Origin of the sequence: Clostridium sp. (assembly GCF_030532265.1) — a bacterium.
Lineage (GTDB): Bacteria > Bacillota > Clostridia > Clostridiales > Clostridiaceae > Clostridium.
Genome location: NZ_JAUNLM010000001.1, coordinates 167,299 through 184,613, shown reverse-complemented (window position 1 = coordinate 184,613; position 17,315 = coordinate 167,299). Strand labels below are relative to the sequence as shown.

Annotated in this window: 17 protein-coding genes and 1 pseudogene; 6 read left to right on the top strand and 12 right to left on the bottom strand. The window is 22.8% G+C overall.

The window, feature by feature from the left end:
• A pseudogene (locus Q4E08_RS00950) lies at positions 1-718 on the top strand (hypothetical protein); the annotation flags it as partial.
• Positions 719-1,468: 750 nt separating this feature from the next.
• Here the strand turns inward: Q4E08_RS00950 and Q4E08_RS00945 are convergent.
• From Q4E08_RS00945 to Q4E08_RS00935, 3 genes are all read right to left on the bottom strand, one after another.
• Positions 1,469-2,740 carry a transposase gene (locus tag Q4E08_RS00945; RefSeq protein WP_303127194.1) on the bottom strand — a complete coding sequence of 424 codons (1,272 nt, stop codon included), beginning with the start codon at positions 2,738-2,740 and terminating at the stop codon, positions 1,469-1,471.
• Positions 2,741-3,216: 476 nt separating this feature from the next.
• Positions 3,217-3,399 carry a hypothetical protein gene (locus Q4E08_RS00940; protein WP_303127192.1) on the bottom strand — a complete coding sequence of 61 codons (183 nt, stop codon included), beginning with the start codon at positions 3,397-3,399 and terminating at the stop codon, positions 3,217-3,219.
• Between the two features lie 17 nt (positions 3,400-3,416).
• Positions 3,417-5,339, bottom strand: a complete 1,923-nt coding sequence (locus tag Q4E08_RS00935; protein ID WP_303127190.1) for an ATP-binding cassette domain-containing protein — start codon at positions 5,337-5,339, stop codon at positions 3,417-3,419.
• Between the two features lie 102 nt (positions 5,340-5,441).
• On the opposite strand from Q4E08_RS00935, the gene Q4E08_RS00930 reads away from it, so the two are divergent.
• Positions 5,442-6,296: an LD-carboxypeptidase gene (locus Q4E08_RS00930; protein WP_303127188.1), complete on the top strand. Its 855-nt coding sequence runs from the start codon at positions 5,442-5,444 to the stop codon at positions 6,294-6,296.
• A gap of 7 nt (positions 6,297-6,303) precedes the next feature.
• On the opposite strand, the gene Q4E08_RS00925 is transcribed toward Q4E08_RS00930, so the two are convergent.
• The 3 genes from Q4E08_RS00925 to Q4E08_RS00915 form a co-directional block, all read right to left on the bottom strand.
• A complete protein-coding gene (locus tag Q4E08_RS00925) occupies positions 6,304-6,957 on the bottom strand; it encodes an isochorismatase family protein (RefSeq protein ID WP_303127186.1) in 654 nt (217 codons plus the stop codon).
• A 17-nt stretch (positions 6,958-6,974) separates the two neighbouring features.
• Positions 6,975-7,379 (bottom strand): hypothetical protein, encoded by a 405-nt coding sequence (locus Q4E08_RS00920; RefSeq protein WP_303127184.1) that lies wholly within the window; start codon positions 7,377-7,379, stop codon positions 6,975-6,977.
• Positions 7,380-7,441: 62 nt separating this feature from the next.
• Entirely contained in the window at positions 7,442-7,828 is a 387-nt protein-coding gene (locus Q4E08_RS00915) for a DNA mismatch repair protein MutT (RefSeq protein WP_303127182.1), read from the bottom strand.
• A gap of 145 nt (positions 7,829-7,973) precedes the next feature.
• Between Q4E08_RS00915 and Q4E08_RS00910 the strand changes: the two genes are divergently transcribed.
• On the top strand, positions 7,974-8,258 hold the full coding sequence (locus Q4E08_RS00910; protein WP_303127180.1) for a hypothetical protein: 285 nt from the start codon (positions 7,974-7,976) through the stop codon (positions 8,256-8,258).
• Positions 8,259-8,567: 309 nt separating this feature from the next.
• On the opposite strand, the gene Q4E08_RS00905 is transcribed toward Q4E08_RS00910, so the two are convergent.
• Positions 8,568-9,323, bottom strand: a complete 756-nt coding sequence (locus tag Q4E08_RS00905) for an exodeoxyribonuclease III (protein WP_303127178.1) — start codon at positions 9,321-9,323, stop codon at positions 8,568-8,570.
• Positions 9,324-9,617: 294 nt separating this feature from the next.
• Positions 9,618-10,106 carry a QueT transporter family protein gene (locus tag Q4E08_RS00900; protein WP_303127176.1) on the bottom strand — a complete coding sequence of 163 codons (489 nt, stop codon included), beginning with the start codon at positions 10,104-10,106 and terminating at the stop codon, positions 9,618-9,620.
• A gap of 345 nt (positions 10,107-10,451) precedes the next feature.
• On the opposite strand from Q4E08_RS00900, the gene Q4E08_RS00895 reads away from it, so the two are divergent.
• Entirely contained in the window at positions 10,452-10,754 is a 303-nt protein-coding gene (locus Q4E08_RS00895) for a rhodanese-like domain-containing protein (RefSeq protein ID WP_303127174.1), read from the top strand.
• 28 nt (positions 10,755-10,782) lie between these two features.
• On the opposite strand, the gene Q4E08_RS00890 is transcribed toward Q4E08_RS00895, so the two are convergent.
• Complete coding sequence (locus Q4E08_RS00890) at positions 10,783-11,265, bottom strand: QueT transporter family protein (RefSeq protein WP_303127173.1); 483 nt, start codon at positions 11,263-11,265, stop codon at positions 10,783-10,785.
• Positions 11,258-11,959, bottom strand: coding sequence for a radical SAM protein (locus tag Q4E08_RS00885; RefSeq protein ID WP_303127171.1), 702 nt, complete (start codon positions 11,957-11,959; stop codon positions 11,258-11,260). The genes Q4E08_RS00890 and Q4E08_RS00885 overlap by 8 nt, the downstream gene beginning before the upstream one ends.
• 656 nt (positions 11,960-12,615) lie before the next feature.
• Here Q4E08_RS00885 and Q4E08_RS00880 point away from each other — a divergent pair.
• A complete protein-coding gene (locus Q4E08_RS00880; RefSeq protein WP_303127169.1) occupies positions 12,616-13,425 on the top strand; it encodes a mechanosensitive ion channel family protein in 810 nt (269 codons plus the stop codon).
• Positions 13,426-13,607: 182 nt separating this feature from the next.
• Positions 13,608-14,633 (top strand): branched-chain amino acid aminotransferase, encoded by a 1,026-nt coding sequence (locus Q4E08_RS00875; protein ID WP_303127166.1) that lies wholly within the window; start codon positions 13,608-13,610, stop codon positions 14,631-14,633.
• Positions 14,634-15,088: 455 nt separating this feature from the next.
• Here Q4E08_RS00875 and Q4E08_RS00870 read toward each other — a convergent pair whose 3' ends face one another.
• Entirely contained in the window at positions 15,089-16,630 is a 1,542-nt protein-coding gene (locus Q4E08_RS00870) for a cobyric acid synthase (RefSeq protein WP_303127164.1), read from the bottom strand.
• A 22-nt stretch (positions 16,631-16,652) separates the two neighbouring features.
• On the bottom strand, positions 16,653-17,297 hold the full coding sequence (locus Q4E08_RS00865; protein ID WP_303127162.1) for a diphthine--ammonia ligase: 645 nt from the start codon (positions 17,295-17,297) through the stop codon (positions 16,653-16,655).
• Between the last annotated feature and the right edge of the window lie 18 nt (positions 17,298-17,315).

The following is a 17,315-nucleotide window of genomic DNA, read 5'->3' as shown; positions in this document are numbered from 1 at the left end:
CTTTATAATTGAATATATGGAAACTTTTCTTAATATTCCATTTGAAAATAAGAAAATAAAAGGAAATATCTTTACTATAGGTTTTTTAGATATTAAAGAAAGCTTTATTTTTATGTTTAAAAAGCGTCCAACTTTGTGGAAATCATCATTAATTTATGCTTCTCTTAACTTTTTTCTTACATCATTAACTTTAATTGCAGTTCCAGTTCTAATTACAAAATACTTAGGATTTACAACTAATACCGCTAATCGTCTATATGGATATGCACAAGGTGTAATTGCTGCCGGTGCAATATTAGGAGGTATAATATCAGGAGTACTATCAAAGAAATTGAAACCAAAGTCAAGTATCTTCATATTAATTGCTTGCGCTTTATTAATATCATTATCAACAATATTTCAAATTCAACTAATGTCATATCTACAAATTTTAACTCCTAAAGATTTAATTGGAAAAGTAGTATCATGCTTTGTATGCGTTAGTATGTGTACAACCCCCTTAGGTCAGTTCATATACGGAATTATATTTGATAAAATAGGAAATAAAATATATCTTCTATTTTATTTAGCATCATTTATAATGTTATTAATTAGTATATTTACTCGTCATATTTTCTATAAATTTGATCTTTTAATAAAATCAAATGTAACTGAGAAAGAAAACTATACACTTAAATATATAAATTCATATAATATTTTTGGAAATAATTATTTTTAATTAAATAGTTTTATCAATAAAATAAAGGAAAGTCATAAAAGACTTTCCTTTAAATATATAATTTTAAATGCCTATTTACTGATAAAAGTTTCAAAAATAACACTATAATACGTCTCTATATTTCTACAAATATATTTAACTTATTATTTTCTTATGTATATATAATCCTTTGTAAATAAATTATATTAATTTATCATTCTTTTTTCATTTAATAAAATTACAGTTAACTTATAACAATCACGTACTATTACATAGTACACACATAATATAAATTCACATCAATTATAGTTAAGTTATAACGAAAGTGGAGAAAGCAAAGTAACAAGATTTTCATTAGATTCACATCAATTATAGTTAAGTTATAACGGGAAAACATGAACTTAAAAGATTTGAGAATTGATTCATTCACATCAATTATAGTTAAGTTATAACCCCGTATCAAAACAAAGTAACCAAGCCATTTACTCTCTATTGAAACTATATAATTTGCAGTAAACCTACAGTAATATTTTTTAATAAAATAAAAATATCCTGAAAAGCATGATTATAACTGCTTTAATGGTAATTCATTTAAAATATAGACTTACTGCAAATTATATAGTTTATTTTTATATGATGCCAGACAGTAACACAACATCTGGATTAACCTTTAACGAGTAGATATTTATAGTTTTTGGTTTTAAGCCTAACTAATTTATATTCAAACATCTCTCCTTCTTCGGCATTTGAATATACCGTTAAATATTTTAATTATTTTACAAACTCCTTACTTCTTGCAATATTTATACTTGCATTCCAATCAGCATTTATTGCTTTTTTATTTAATCTACATTTTTCATTAGTACATTTAAATGTAGATTGATTTTTTCTATTTTCTTTATCTATATTACCACATTCACTACACATTTGCGAAGTATATGCTGATTTTACTTTTCTTACTTTAATACCAACTAATTTTGATTTATATTCAATTTGTTCTTGAAGTTGATAATATCCCCATTGTCCTAATATTCTATCTTCTAAACTATTTGATTTAATATCTTCTAAATTTATATACTCACACTTATTTTTTAAAGCAAAATCTATTATTCTTTTTGATAAATTATGATTGTATGTTTTAGCAAATTGCTTTTCTTTATCTTTTAAGAATTCCATACTATGAAGTTTTTTACGCCTTCCTCTTCCACCATTAGCTAAAGCTAATTGTCTTTGAATTCTTTTTCTTCTAGCTTTAAATTGATTTCTCACCTTTGAAAATTCCTCATAACTTCCAAATCCTTTTCTTATATATGGTGAATCTGAAATACTAACATATGCTGGTATAGCCATACCTAAGTCTACACCTAATGTTCTATCTTTAATAAATTCTGTTTTTGTTTCTGGAATATTTAAATTTAGATTTAATATTAATTCATTCTTTTTATTAAATTCTATAGAGCTATCAGAAACTTTATATTCACCTGTTATAACTTTTCTTAAAGTATGCTGTAATTCCAGAGAATTTTTATGATCTCCTAACCCACATCTAAATCTTATTTTATTAACCCAGTCTATATATACATCTAATTCATTTTCAGCATATAAAAACTTTATATTTCTATGCCTTGTAAGTAATGGATATGTTCTTTTATAGTTAGTTACAGACCTTTCTCCCTTAGCTAATCCATTTTTTAAAGCTGTAGAAAAATCCTTTTTTACCCTTTGTACAATTAAACTTTTACTATCTATTCCAACCCCAAATGTAATATTGTCAAATATATAAAGACTATTAGTTAGATTTTTTTGATATTCTTTAAACCCTTCTGATTTAACATCCATATTATTAGCATAATATCCAGCCATTAAAAAACCCATAGCTCTATTAAATCCTAAATATTGTGCATATTGTGAATCTCTTATAAATTTATATTGTTTATTTATTAAGTCCTTTTTTTGTTCTTCTGTAAATCCTAAAAAATTCTTTTTAGATAATTCTTTGTCATTATCTATTATTCTTAACTTTATCTTTTTTACTATATTCATAATTTTCTCCAAAGTTATTTTTAAATATATTATACAACATTTATTTCTATATTTTAGTAGATTAATAAATTATTTGAATAAATTTACAAATAGTTTATTTACTATTATGCTACTCTATTTTAACAGTAATAGTTTACAAATTAGGATAACATTAACTAGGCTTTATCTTGCCATAAAAGATTATATTTATATACATAATGATACGAATATATGTTCTTAGTTTAATAATTTTCCCTTTATTTCATATCTTTATAGATATATTTATATTATTTTTTAATAATTAAATTTAAATAAATTTATTTTTTCTAGTTTTATAGGCAAGTGCTATTTTTTCGCTTTCAGAACATATGTTCTGCATCTGTTTTAAATAAATATTTTACTATTAATAAATATATTGATTTTTAATACAAATTTATATATTTTAAATTAAAAATAAAAAACAAGTAAAATATATCTACTTGTTTTTTTATTCATTATTATTCTTCTTTTATCCAATTTATTAAATTGCTTTCAATATATTGAGATTTAGATCCCTTATTATCAAATACTCTTATTTGCTTATATTCTACTCCATTTAATTGGATATCTAAAATATCAATTCTTTCTGCTTCTATTCTTAAAAATTCACGTTGTCCTTTAATAGAAATTTTAGCTTTCATATAATATATTTTGCTCCTTATTTTTTATTTCTATATTCCTCAATTTGAATGTTTAGGTTATATAAATATTCTTGTCTTTCATATTTTTCTAATAAAATCATTTCTAATTCTTCTTTCTCTTCTATTAATTCTTGAAGTTTAGAATAGTTAGTTGAATTTTCCTCTATATCTTTTTGTATTTTTTCTAATTTATTTTCTAGATTTAATATTATATCATCTATTTCTTTAAATTCTTTTTGCTCTTTAAATGAAAATTTAGGAACTTTATTTAAACTCTTAGGTTTTTCTTTTTTTATTTTTTCATTTATATTGTCTTTATTGTCTTTTTCATTACATTTATTTTGATTTTCTATATCTTTTTGTATTAAATAATCACTATAATTTCCATGATAAATCTTTAATTTACCATTGTTCTCATAAGATAATATCTTATTGCAGATTCTATCTAAAAAATATCTATCATGGGATACAACCATAACTATTCCTGAATAATTATCTAAAAAATCTTCTAAAATTTTTAAAGTTTCTATATCTAAATCATTTGTAGGTTCATCGAATATAAGGAAATTAGGTGATTCCATTAAAACTCTAAGAAGTTGTAATCTCCTCTTTTCGCCTCCTGATAGTTTTTCTATTTTAGAATATTGCATTGTTCCGTCAAATAAAAACATTTCACATAATGTAGATGCAGTAATAGTATTTCCATCAAATGTTGGTATATATTCTCCTCCCTCTCTTACAAAGTCAATTACTCTATCACTATCATTTAATTCACTACAATCTTGAGAAAAATATCCAACCTTTATTGTCTCTCCAAATTCGAATTTTCCTTGTTCTGGTTCTAATTTTCCTAATAATATATTAAGTAAGGTTGTTTTACCTGCTCCATTTTTTCCAATTATTCCTATTCTATCTTCTTTAAGTACTTTATATGAAAATTTATCAATTAACTTTCTATCTCCAAAGGATTTACTTAATCCATCAATTTCTAAAATCTTTTTGCCTATTCTTCTTCCAACATAATTTATTTCTATATCAGACTTTACTTCAATATATTCTTTATTTACAAGCTCCTCAAAACGTTGAAGTCTTGCTTTCTGCTTTGTTGTTCTAGCTTTTGCTCCTCTCTTAACCCATTTTAACTCATTTCTTATTAATGATTGACGTTTCGATTCTTGCTTTTTTTCAATCTCAATACGCTCTATTTTTTTTTCTAAATATTTTGTATAATTTCCTTCATATAAGTATATATTCCCTCTATCAAGTTCAACTATCTTATTTGCTACTCTATCTAAAAAATATCTATCATGAGTAATCATTACTAAAGTAATATTTTTAGCATTTAGATACTCTTCTAACCATTCAATTGAATCTGAATCTAAATGGTTTGTAGGTTCATCTAAAATAAGTAACTCGCAAGGAGTTATAAGAGCTGATGCCAGAAATACTCTCTTTTTTTGTCCACCTGATAAATTACCCATTTTTTCTTGATAATTATTTATTCCAAGCTTATTTAATATTATTTTAGCTTCACTTTCTAATGCCCATAAATTTAAATTATCTATTTTTGATTGAATATCTATTAATTTATTATCAAGAGAACTTTCCCCATTTTCTATTTTATTTAATATATCTTCATATTCTATAAGCAATTTCATTTCCTTAGTATCACCTTTAAATACTTGTTCAATAACCGTAGATTCACTATCAAAATTAGTATCTTGAGATAAATACTCTATTCTTACATTTTTACCTTGAATTCTATTTCCATCAAAAAAGTCATCTCTTCCTGCTATTATTTTTAAAAATGTAGATTTACCAGCTCCATTTATACCTATTAAACCAATCTTATCCCCTTCATTTATTCCTAATGATACATTATTTAATAGTGTTTTTTCACTATAACTTTTACTTATGTTCTCTAATGTAACTAAATTCATTATTTTATTATCTCCTTTTATCTTTAAGTAATCTAATTTTATCAAATTTAAGACTATTATTAAAGTTTTAGTATATAATCAAATTAATAAGAGGTGATTTATATGAATTTAAAACTTAATGATAAAATTGCATTAGTTGCATGTTCAAATCAACTAAACATTTCTTCTAAGGATAAAATAAAAGAAATAATAAAAATCTTTAATTTCTTTAATATAGAAGTTTTAGTTTCAAAAAATATTTTTAAAACAAATATACAATATTCATCTGGTGAGGTACGTGGAAAAGAATTAAATAAGTTCTTTAAAGACGACTCTATAAAATATATATTTGATATTTCAGGTGGTGATTTATGTAATGAAATACTTCCTTATCTAGATTTTAATTGTATAAAAAATTCAAAGGCTATATATTTTGGTTATAGTGATTTATCAGTTTTACTTAATTCAATATATAAAAAAACTAATAAAATTTCATATTATTATAACTTAAAGAATATAACTAACGAAAATGCTTTTAAAGATTTTTATAATACATTTATAGTAAATGATTCTAATTCCTTATTTAATATCTCCAATTATACCTTTATAGAAGGTAATTCTTTAAATGGTATAGTTATAGGTGGTAATATACGCTGCACATTAAAATTAGCTGGTACAGAATATTTTCCTGATTTTAATAATTCAGTACTATTTCTTGAAAGCTATAGTGGTGATTTAACTAAAATACGTACATTTTTAGCTCAATATAAACTTATGAATGTATTTTCTAATATAAATGGTATTATACTTGGTCAATTTACAGAGTTATCTATGAAAAATCAATATAATGAACTAATAAATATTATGAAAAAAATTTGTAATGAAAATAATATTTCATTAGTTGTAACTGATAATATAGGACACAGTAATGATTCTAAAGGAATAGCTATAGGCAAATATTTAGACATAAAAAAATAGAGGAATTTTAACCCTCTATTTTTTTTACTACATTTATACCATTAGATTTCATTTTATTAATTGATATTATATTCATAATGTTTGCATTATGATTCTCAGAATCAAATGTTTCAATACAATTTACAGGAACATATATATTTTTATTTATATTATATTCATTAAAATATGTTTTAAGTGATATAACAAATGTTTCAACACAAATATCAGTACATACACCAACTACAATAAAATTTTTAATATTATTGTTATTTTTTAACCAATTCTTAAATTCATCTGTATGAAACCCATTTATAGAATTTTTCTTTATAAACACAGATTTATTATCATATTTACAAAAATCTTTTAATTCTTCTATTAACTCTTCTTCAATAGTTCCTAAAATACAATGATTTGGATAAGAATTTAATTCTACAGAATCTTTTGTATGACTATCTAAGAAAAATATTTTATTACTATCTTTCATATTATTTAATAAATTTAATATAGGATCTACTATACTATTAGCTCTATTGCTTGAAAGAATACCTTCAGTACAAAAACCCTTTACCATATCAATTACTATTATAACAGTATCTTTAGCTATATCATTACTTATACTTGATAAATTAATCTCTTTTAAAATTTCATTTTCTCCTATTAATTTTTCTATAAAAGCCCTCATACCTTATCCCCTTTACTTTATAAATTAATTTTTAACTTTTTAAATGCAACTTCTTTTTTTAGCTCTTTTGTAGTACTATCAATAGTAATTTTATATATAGTTTGACAATTTAAATTTCTCCACTTTTTCATATAATTAGGTGTTGCAATTATAGAGTAATAATAATTTTCTTCAATTTCGTCTGAAAATTCTAGATAACTTAAAATACTTCTTGTATCTAGTACTATTTTTTCTTTATTTAAATTGTTGTAAATTGGTAAAAAGTACTTCATTGGTAATTTATAATTATATATTCCTGGAATCTTTTTACCTTCTAAAACACCTCTATATAAAATTCTATTTTTTTTAATAATATTTTCATTTAATCGGATTTTAAATTCTGGTTCTCCTAGTCTATTTTTTTCTAATCGTATTTTTATCATTTATTAATCCTCACACAACTACAAAAGCTAAATGAAACAATTCACTTAGCTTTCAAAATTTTCTATTTTATATTTTTAAAATACTTTAAAAGTATTTTTTTATCAATATCTGAAAATAAATAATTTTCAAATGTTCTCTCATTTATCCAACTTATTTCATTAACATTTTTACCAAGGTTAATATATTCTTTTATTTTACCAGAGTATAATTTTATTATATCATCACTATTAGTATCAATTTGAATTTCATCTAAGTTTTCTAAATCAAATACTAATGTATTTAAATCTTCTTTAACTGAATTAGAAATACATTTTTCATCTGTTTCTCTTCCTTTTTTTAATCTACCAATACATTTCCACGTTTTATCTGATTTTTTACCTTTTCTTTCTATTAATATATTATTAAAATCATCTTTTAAAATAATATAGCAACCAATAGTATTACTCATTATTAAATACCCTCCTATATTTAACTTTTGTATATAAAACTGTTTTCATTAATATAATTCTACAAAAATATATAATATCCTTCTTTTGCATATTAAATTTGGTATAATATCTTTAAGCTAAATATTAAAAAGGAGATTTTCTAATATGAATTTAACTGAAAATGAAATAATAATTATAATAAAAGAAATTATGCTTTCATTAAAAGAAGAGGAATTGCTTGGCCAAAATATAGAGGATGAGTATAACTTTCCAATAGGTATTTCTAAAAAACTAGATGCTATGCCATTAGAATCATATTATAAGCTTATAACTAATTGTGTAAACTTTTCAAAACTTATGTTAGATAAATATAGTTATGAATTAAATTCTCTTAATGTACTGCATGAAGAAATTCATAATAACTTAAATATTATACTTAAAGATTTATAAAAAGCTAAATGAATGCTATTTTAGCATTCATTTAGCTTAATTTTTATTATCAAATAAAGCAATTATTATTATAGATAATATCAATATAAGTGGAAATATCCCTAGCCAAAATACTAAACTCTTAAAATAATTAAATGAAAATCCACTAAATAAAAAAGGTGCAATTATAAACCCTATAAAAATAATTGTAAATATTATTATATATTTATAAACTATAATTTTAACTTTTTTCACAATAATCATTCCCTATAATTATAGCTTATAATATAATATAGTTTTTGTATAAGTTAAGTTACTAAAAAAAATAACTTAATCTATTCTTATCTCAATAGGACAATGATCTGAACCTAAAATATCTGTATGTATTTTTGAATCTATCAATTTATCTTTTAAAGACTCTGAAATAATAAAATAATCTATTCTCCACCCAGCATTGTTTTTTCTTGCATTAAATCTATAAGACCACCATGTATATGCCCCTTCTGTTGATGGATTTAAATATCTAAATGTATCTATTAAGCCATTTTCTAGTAATAAACTGAATTTATTCCTTTCTTCATCTGTAAAACCAGCATTTTTTCTATTAGTTTTTGGATTTTTTAAATCTATTTCCATATGTGCTACATTAAAATCTCCACATATAATAACAGGTTTTGTTAATTCTAAAGTTTTTATATATTCTCTAAATATATTATCCCAATTCATTCTATAATCTAATCTAGCTAATTTATCTTGAGAATTAGGTGTATAAACTGTAATTACATAATAGTTTTCAAACTCAGCGGTAATTACTCTACCTTCCTTATCATGTTCTTCTATACCTACTCCATAAGATACACTTAAAGGCTTTTCCTTTGTAAATAAAGCAGTTCCTGAATAACCTTTTCTTTCTGCATAATTCCAATATTGATAATATCCTTCAAGTTCTATATCAATTTGACCTTTTTGCAACTTAGTTTCTTGAATACAAAATATATCAGCATCAACTTCTTTAAAGAAATCTAAAAATCCCTTTTTAACACAAGCTCTTATTCCATTTACATTCCAAGAAATAAATTTTTTCATAAAATTACCTCCACAAATTATAATACTATAATTATATCATTTAATTATAGTATTTTTAAATTCATAAAAAAATTAGTTTATTATTTAACTTTAACAGTAAAATAATTTTTAATTTGTTAATATTATAATAAAAAATATTTCTTTTTAAATAAAAAAGTTTGTCAAAAATAATTAGCTTAAAGCAAGTTATTTTTGACAAACTTATTAATTATAAAAAATCTAATATATTTAAAGTTATATTAATAAAGAAGAGATTTTTAATATTCTCTTCTCAACAAAAAATACTCTTTTTAATTAAATATTATTTCTTATAACATTTCTTAACTTATAAAAAATAGGAACTCCTATTATTGATACTACTACAAATTCACCTATTCCTACTTGAAGTATAGTTAAACCCTTAGGTAAATTTAATAAATAACTAAGCATTAAGCCTATTATTAATCCATTAAATATTGTTGGCCATAATGAAGCAATAAAAATATTAAACTTATCCTTAATTTTCAATCTACTAGTTAAATATATTGCTAGTACACTTAAAAATGTTGCAAATGTACCAAATATAATATCTAATAATCCATTAGGACCTAAAATATTTGCAATAAAGCAACCTAATGTTAATCCAATTATATAAAATGGATCGAAATATGCTAATAATACCATTATCTCCGAAATTCTAAATTGTATTGGCCCATAGCTTATAGGTGCTAAAACTAGAGTTAATACTGCATACATAGCTGCAATAATACCTGATAAAATTACTCTTTGTAGTGTTTTATTCATGAAATCTTCTCCTTTTTCAAGTCAGATTTCAGTTCAAATTCCAAATAAAAAAACAAAATTTGCCTTAGTTTTGTTTTTTGACAGGAGGCTTACGAACTGTCATCTTATTTATTTATAAAGCTATTATACAATTTACATTATTTAATTTCAACTTTAATATAAATATATAATATATTTAAAAACATATTATTTTAATTAACTTCTTTACTTTAAAGAAAACTTTTCTTGCTATATTATTTTTTACAAAACTATTGCAATTAAATATTATTTGATATAAATTATTAATAACTTAACATATATTATGTTATAATATAAAATCATTATATTATTTTTAGGAGATGAATTATGAAACAAATTTCAACATATAAATTTAGAAAAATTTTTGAAAGTGGAAAAGACTTATTATTAATTGACGTTAGAGATAAAAGTGAATTCAATTCTGGACATATACCAACAGCAAAAAATATTCCATTATGTGATATAGAAGATTTTAGCGATGAAATACCATTAAATAAAGATGTTTATTTTATTTGTACTCATGGAAATAAAAGTGCTAGAGCTGTTACATTGCTAAATAATTTAAATATAGAAAATGTAATAAATATACAAGGTGGAATGCTTTGTTGGGATGGTAAAATAGAAAAATAGTATAGATGCTTTTGCATCTATACTATTTTTAATTTAATTTAATTTTATTAAATATATCAACTTTCTTACTTAATATTAAAGCAATAGGATATCCAATTAATGTAACTGAAATAAATTCACCAATCATAAATCCAAATAAATAAAACCAAAAAGGTAATCCAAGTAATATATGTAATAAAAACACCACTGGAATACAAAATATTGTTGGCCATAATGTAGCTATAAATAAACTTTTACTTTTGCTTATAAAATATGTAGATATTAAAGTTCCAAGTGTACCTACTATAATATCAACTATACCTAAAGGACTTAATAAATTTGCTATTAAACAACCAATTGTTAAACTCGATATATATCTTTTATCATAAAATGCTAGCAAAACCAAAATTTCAGAAAATCTAATTTGAATCGGACCATAACTTAAAGGTGAAATTGCTACAGTTAATACAACGTAAACAGCAGATACTAATGATAATTTAATAAATACATTTAGATTATAGGACCTATTCATTCTCTTTGCTCCCAACCCCTAAATCAGTATTATGAATTAATACTTCTATATTTTCATTATTTTTTAAATAATCATATTTTTTAATAAACCATTTAACTAACTCTTCATCTCTTTTTATATTAGTTGAATTTTCAATATATACATTTACACATCCTCTTTTAAAATAATTTTCTAATATATATATATCCTTCTCAATCATTTCTTTAGTTTGTCCTTTTATTCCAACTAATAAACATATTGAATCAAAATATTTATTTACTTCATCATAGCTTCTAAAATTTGCTCCTTTATTTAATACATTATTTCTAAAATTATTATCAAAAGTTTCTACACCACATCTAAACACAATAGGAATATTAAAAAAATCTCTAATTTCTTCTAATCTATCTTTATACAACCAATGACATTCTACAAATAATAATTTTATTTTCTTTTCATTTATAATATTTCTTATTTCTTCTAATGTTTCACCTGGAACTTCAAATATACTTCCAGAATTTATTACATCAAGAACTCCAAATTCACCTGTTATATTTTTTAAAATATTATGATTAAATTTTATAATTTCTGATGTTTTTGTAGAATTATCATCTATATAATCACAAAATTTACATCTTCCCCATTTACAAGGAAATGCTTTTAACATAACCATTTCCCTACTATTTTTTCCAAATATTTTACTATACCTTTGCATTTAAAATTACTCTCCTTAATTTTTAGTTATTAAAAGGCAAAAATAACAATAAAAAAAGACAGCAAAAAGCCATCTATTATATATTATAAGATGCCTTAGTTTTGTTTTTTGACAGGAGGCTTACGAACTGTCATTTATTTATTTATATTTTTTATTATATATATTAATATTATAAATTTCAATATTTAAAAGTTTTTGTTTTTATTTATTTTTTTATTTTAAATAATCATTTACGAGTATATCTTATTAGATTTATAATCAATTAATATTTTTCTCTTTTATATATAATTTAATATATCAGAATATTAAAGCTAAAAAGCTCGTAAAATACATTATTTTACGAGCTTTTTATAATCAATATAATTTAGTTTTCATAATTGTATATTTAAAATAATACTCCTCTAAATGACATAATAACAAAAGCTATTACTATTATTACACATACAACTAATGCAATTTTTTGAATTAATTTAGTCTCCTTCATATACGCTTATACCCCCATATTTATTATGTGAATATTTTACCATATGTACTTATATTATATGTAAACTATTTATTACTATAAAATTAATATTCATTTTACATTTAAAATATTGTTAAAAATCCTAATGGCAATTATAATAGCTTGGTATGTATTTAACTAAGGAGGACGTATTTTGAACTTAGAATTAATTTTTGATTCAGTACTTAATTGGATTTCTAGAAACGGAATAAAATTAATTATAGGCCTTATTGGTCTTTGGATTGGATGGAAACTTGTTAATAAATTAATTGCTTGGTTAAACATTTTATTCAAAAAGCAAAATATTGATTTAACATTAGTTTCCTTCTTTAATGCATTTGCTGATGTAGCTCTTAAAATATTATTAATAATAGCTTTCGTTGGATTTTTAGGTGTACCAACTGCAAGTTTTACTGCCATTTTAGCATCTGCTGGACTTGCCATAGGTCTCGCACTTCAAGGAAGTTTATCAAACTTTGCAGGTGGAGTAATAATTTTACTTATAAGACCATTTAAAGTTGGAGACTATATAGAAACAGCTTCTTATCAAGGTAAAGTTGAAAAAATAAGTATTTTTTATTCTCATTTAGTTACTTCAGATAATAAAGAAATACTTATACCAAATGGGGCATTAGCTAATGGAAGTTTAATAAATTATTCTTCTAAACCAATTAGAAGAGTTGATTTAACATTTAGTGTAGCATATGAAAGCGATTTACAATCTGTAAAAAATATATTAAATAATATAACACTTAAAAATAATTTAATACTAAATGACCCTGAGCCATTTGTTGCTATAAGTGCTCAAGCTGCAAGTTCTATAGATTTTATAGTTAGAGCTTGGTGTAAAACAGAAGACTATTGGAATGTTCATTTTTATTTATTAGAAGAAGTTAAACTAAAATTTGATGAAAATAATATTTCAATTCCTTTTCCACAAATGGACATACATATGTATAAATAAAAAGAGATAGAATTTTTTTCTATCTCTTTTTATTTATAATTTTATTTATAGTATTATAAATTCAAATTAAAATTATTATATTCTATCTTTATTTGAAATTTTATTTATAATATAATGTTTAATATATTGAAAATTTGAAGGGAGGAAATTATTTTAAGTTTCATCTTAAAATAATAAGTTTTATGAAAAAATTAAATATAGATTGGAATAACTTAGGTTTTGAATATATTAAAACAGATTATAGATATATATCTATATGGGAAAATGGTAAATGGGATGATGGTAAGTTAATAGAAGATAATAAACTTTTAATTGAAGAAGGAGCACCAGCTTTACATTATGGTCAACAATGTTTTGAAGGTTTAAAAGCCTATAGAACAAAAAATGGAGATATACAATTATTTAGACCTAATAAAAATGCAGAAAGATTAAATAATAGCTGCAAAAGATTGTTAATGCCAGAAGTGCCTGTTGAAAAATTTATTGATGCATGTATACAAGTTGTTAAAGCTAATGAACATTTTGTTCCTCCATATGGAACAGGTGCTACATTATATTTAAGACCTTTTTTAATAGGTGTAGGTGATAATATAGGCCTTAAATCTGCAAATAAATTTATATTTTCAGTATTTTGTATACCTGTAGGGCCTTATTTTAAAGGTGGAATGAAACCAGTAAACTTTATGGTATCTGATTATGATAGAGCTGCTCCAAATGGTACTGGAGCACAAAAAGTAGGAGGAAATTATGCCGGTAGTTTAATTGCACAAAAAAAAGCTAAAAGCTTAGGATTTGCTGATGCAATATTCTTAGATCCGGCTACTCACACAAAAATTGAAGAAGTTGGATCAGCTAATTTTTTTGGAATTACTAAAGATAATAAATTTATAACTCCTCTTTCACCTTCAATACTTCCAAGTATTACAAAATACTCTCTTTTAGAACTTGCTAGAGATTATTTTAATATGGAAACTTCAGAAGAAGATGTATTTATTGATAATCTAAATATATTTAAAGAAGCTGGTGCATGTGGAACGGCTGCAGTAATAACTCCAATAGGTGGTATATATTACAAGGATAATTTACATATTTTTTATAGTGAAACGGAAGTTGGTCCAATAACTAAAAAATTATATGATACTTTAATTGGTATTCAATTTGGTGATATTGATCCAATTCATAGTGATTGGATATATAAGATTAAATAATATTTTTAGACAATATTAAATTGATTTTAGTATTGTCTTTTTTATTATTTCTAATTATCATTTACGAGGAAATCTTTTTAGAATATTATACGTTTTAATTATAAAATAATTTTATAATTAAAATAAAAAGAAGCGGCACTTTATACCACTTCTTTTTTATTATTTGTTTTATTAATAAAAATTAAAGATGTAACAAAATATAATATTATTAAACTAATTCCCTTTATTATTAGTGATATTATATTTTGTTCTAATAAATAAGTACTTAAAATATTATTTAAATATATACAGGCAATAATAAGTATTATTGATAAAATTATTAATAATACTTTTATTAATTTTTTGTTTAATACTTTTATAGATGAGATTTTTTTAAAAGCCTTACTATTTCTCCAAATATAATCTAATAAATAAAAAATCAAAGCTATATATATAACATTTAACGCATAATTCATTTATCTTACTTCCTTATTATCTTTTGTATTTTCTAATTCTATCTCTTTATTTATAATATTTTCTGAGTCTTCTAAAAATTCTTTTACTTTAAGTAAATCAACATTTTCTTCAATTAATTTAGCTAATTTATCATATTGTTTTAATCTATAAATTTTATATTTTTCTTTTTCTTCTACACTATTTTCAATAACAACATTATATTTTTCTTTAAGGCTATTTAAAAGTTTTTTTCTAAATTCTTCCACCTCAAAGATACCATGAATATATGTTCCAAAAACATCTCCAGTTTCATTAGATAAACCAACTATATTATTGTTTTTATCTATAATAAAAACTTCCCCACCATCTAACATCTCACTATATCCATTTTGAATTTCATATCCATATATTTTTATATTAGATAAAGATTTTAATTCGTTTTCCATTGAGCAAACAATGCCTCGTGCTATAGCAGTTTTTTTATTTAATGAAAGCTTAGTATTAAATGGTAACATTTCAAAACCTTCTATTGGCATTTTCTCTTCTGTAGCAATTAAATGTTTTCCAAGCATTTGAAATCCACTACAAATTCCCATTACAGTTGCTCCATTTTTATGTAATTCTAGTATTTTATTATACATTCCATTTTCTTTTAATTTATTTAAATCACCTAGTATATCTTTTGTACTTGGTATTATTATTAAATGAGCACCTTCTATTTCATTCTCTGAACTAACATATCTAATATTTATATTTTTCTCTAACTCTAATGGATAAAAATCTGTTAAATTAGATATATTATCTAATTTAACTATTGCTATGTTAAGTCCACTTCTTTTAGTGCTTCTTATCTTTTTAATAACTGTTTTTTCTTTATCTAATTCTATATTTTCATATGGTATAGTACCTAAAATCGGTATGTTGAAATATTCCTCAAATTGTTTTAATTGTTCTTTAAAAGAATCGCTATTATCTTTATTTTTATTTATTATAATACCTTTTATAGATTTTTTAATATTCTCATCGATAATCATTAAAGTTCCATATAATGAAGGTATTGCTGCGCCTCTCTCATTATCAGATAATAATATAATATCAGAATCTGATATTTCTTTTGTAAAGTCATTAGATATAAAATTATATTCATATCCTTTTTGTGATATTGAACCATTTCCTTCTATTATTCTATATTCATAATCTTTACATACTTTTTCAAAATCTTCAGTTATAAAGGCTTTAAAATCTTCTATTAGCTCGTCTGATTTAAAGTTTTCCTTATTTCTATAAAACTTACCATTTATAAGTATTTTATTGCTATCTTCTTTTATACATATAGGATTTAATATACCTCTAGGATTTATTTCACATGCTTCAGCTTGTACAAATTCTTCTACTGATATATATTCTCCTAAATCATTTTTTTTAACTTCTCTACATATGCTTATACTTTTAAATGGAGCTATATTATAACCTTGATTTTTTAAATACCTACATAATGCTATTGAAACAGTTGTTTTACCAACTCCTGATTCTGTACCTAAAATCATTAAATTTCTCTTCAAAGCTATAATCTCCTTTCATAAACTATTTACTAATTAATATATGATTATAATTTTTACCTATAACTCTATCTACTATTTTAAACTCTATTGAATTTTTAAAAATAGGTCCACTACAAACAAAAGTGTGATATTCTCCATTTTCTCCACAAGGATCAGCACCTCTTTTTTTTATTTGTGATACAAGATCTTTTGTTAAAGTTTTTCCTAAAAAACTGCTATCTAGTTCTTTATTATTGCAGCATTTTATAATAGCTTCAAATCCACTATCTATAAATTCATTTGTTAGATCTTCCCTACCTTCATTCCAAAGGGGAAATAAATAACCTATATCTACATTATCACATCTATCAGTACACCATTTTTTATGAGCTTCTATGTCTATATCTCCAAATGCACATTTAGTAGCCCCTAAACTTTTAGCTTTTTTTAAAGCCATTTCAAATTCATCCTCATAATTATCGCCTATACATTCTACCTTTATTAGAGGTATTTCTAGTGATTTGGAAACTTCTTCTAAAATTTCATTTGGTATTCCATGAAACCAAGATTTATTCTCATCTTTATTTACTGTAACGATTAATCCTACTGGATTGTGACCTTCTTTAATTAATCTATATAATGCTAATGTGCTATCTTTACCGCAACTATATGATAATACAAAATTCATCTTAAAACTGTTCTCCTT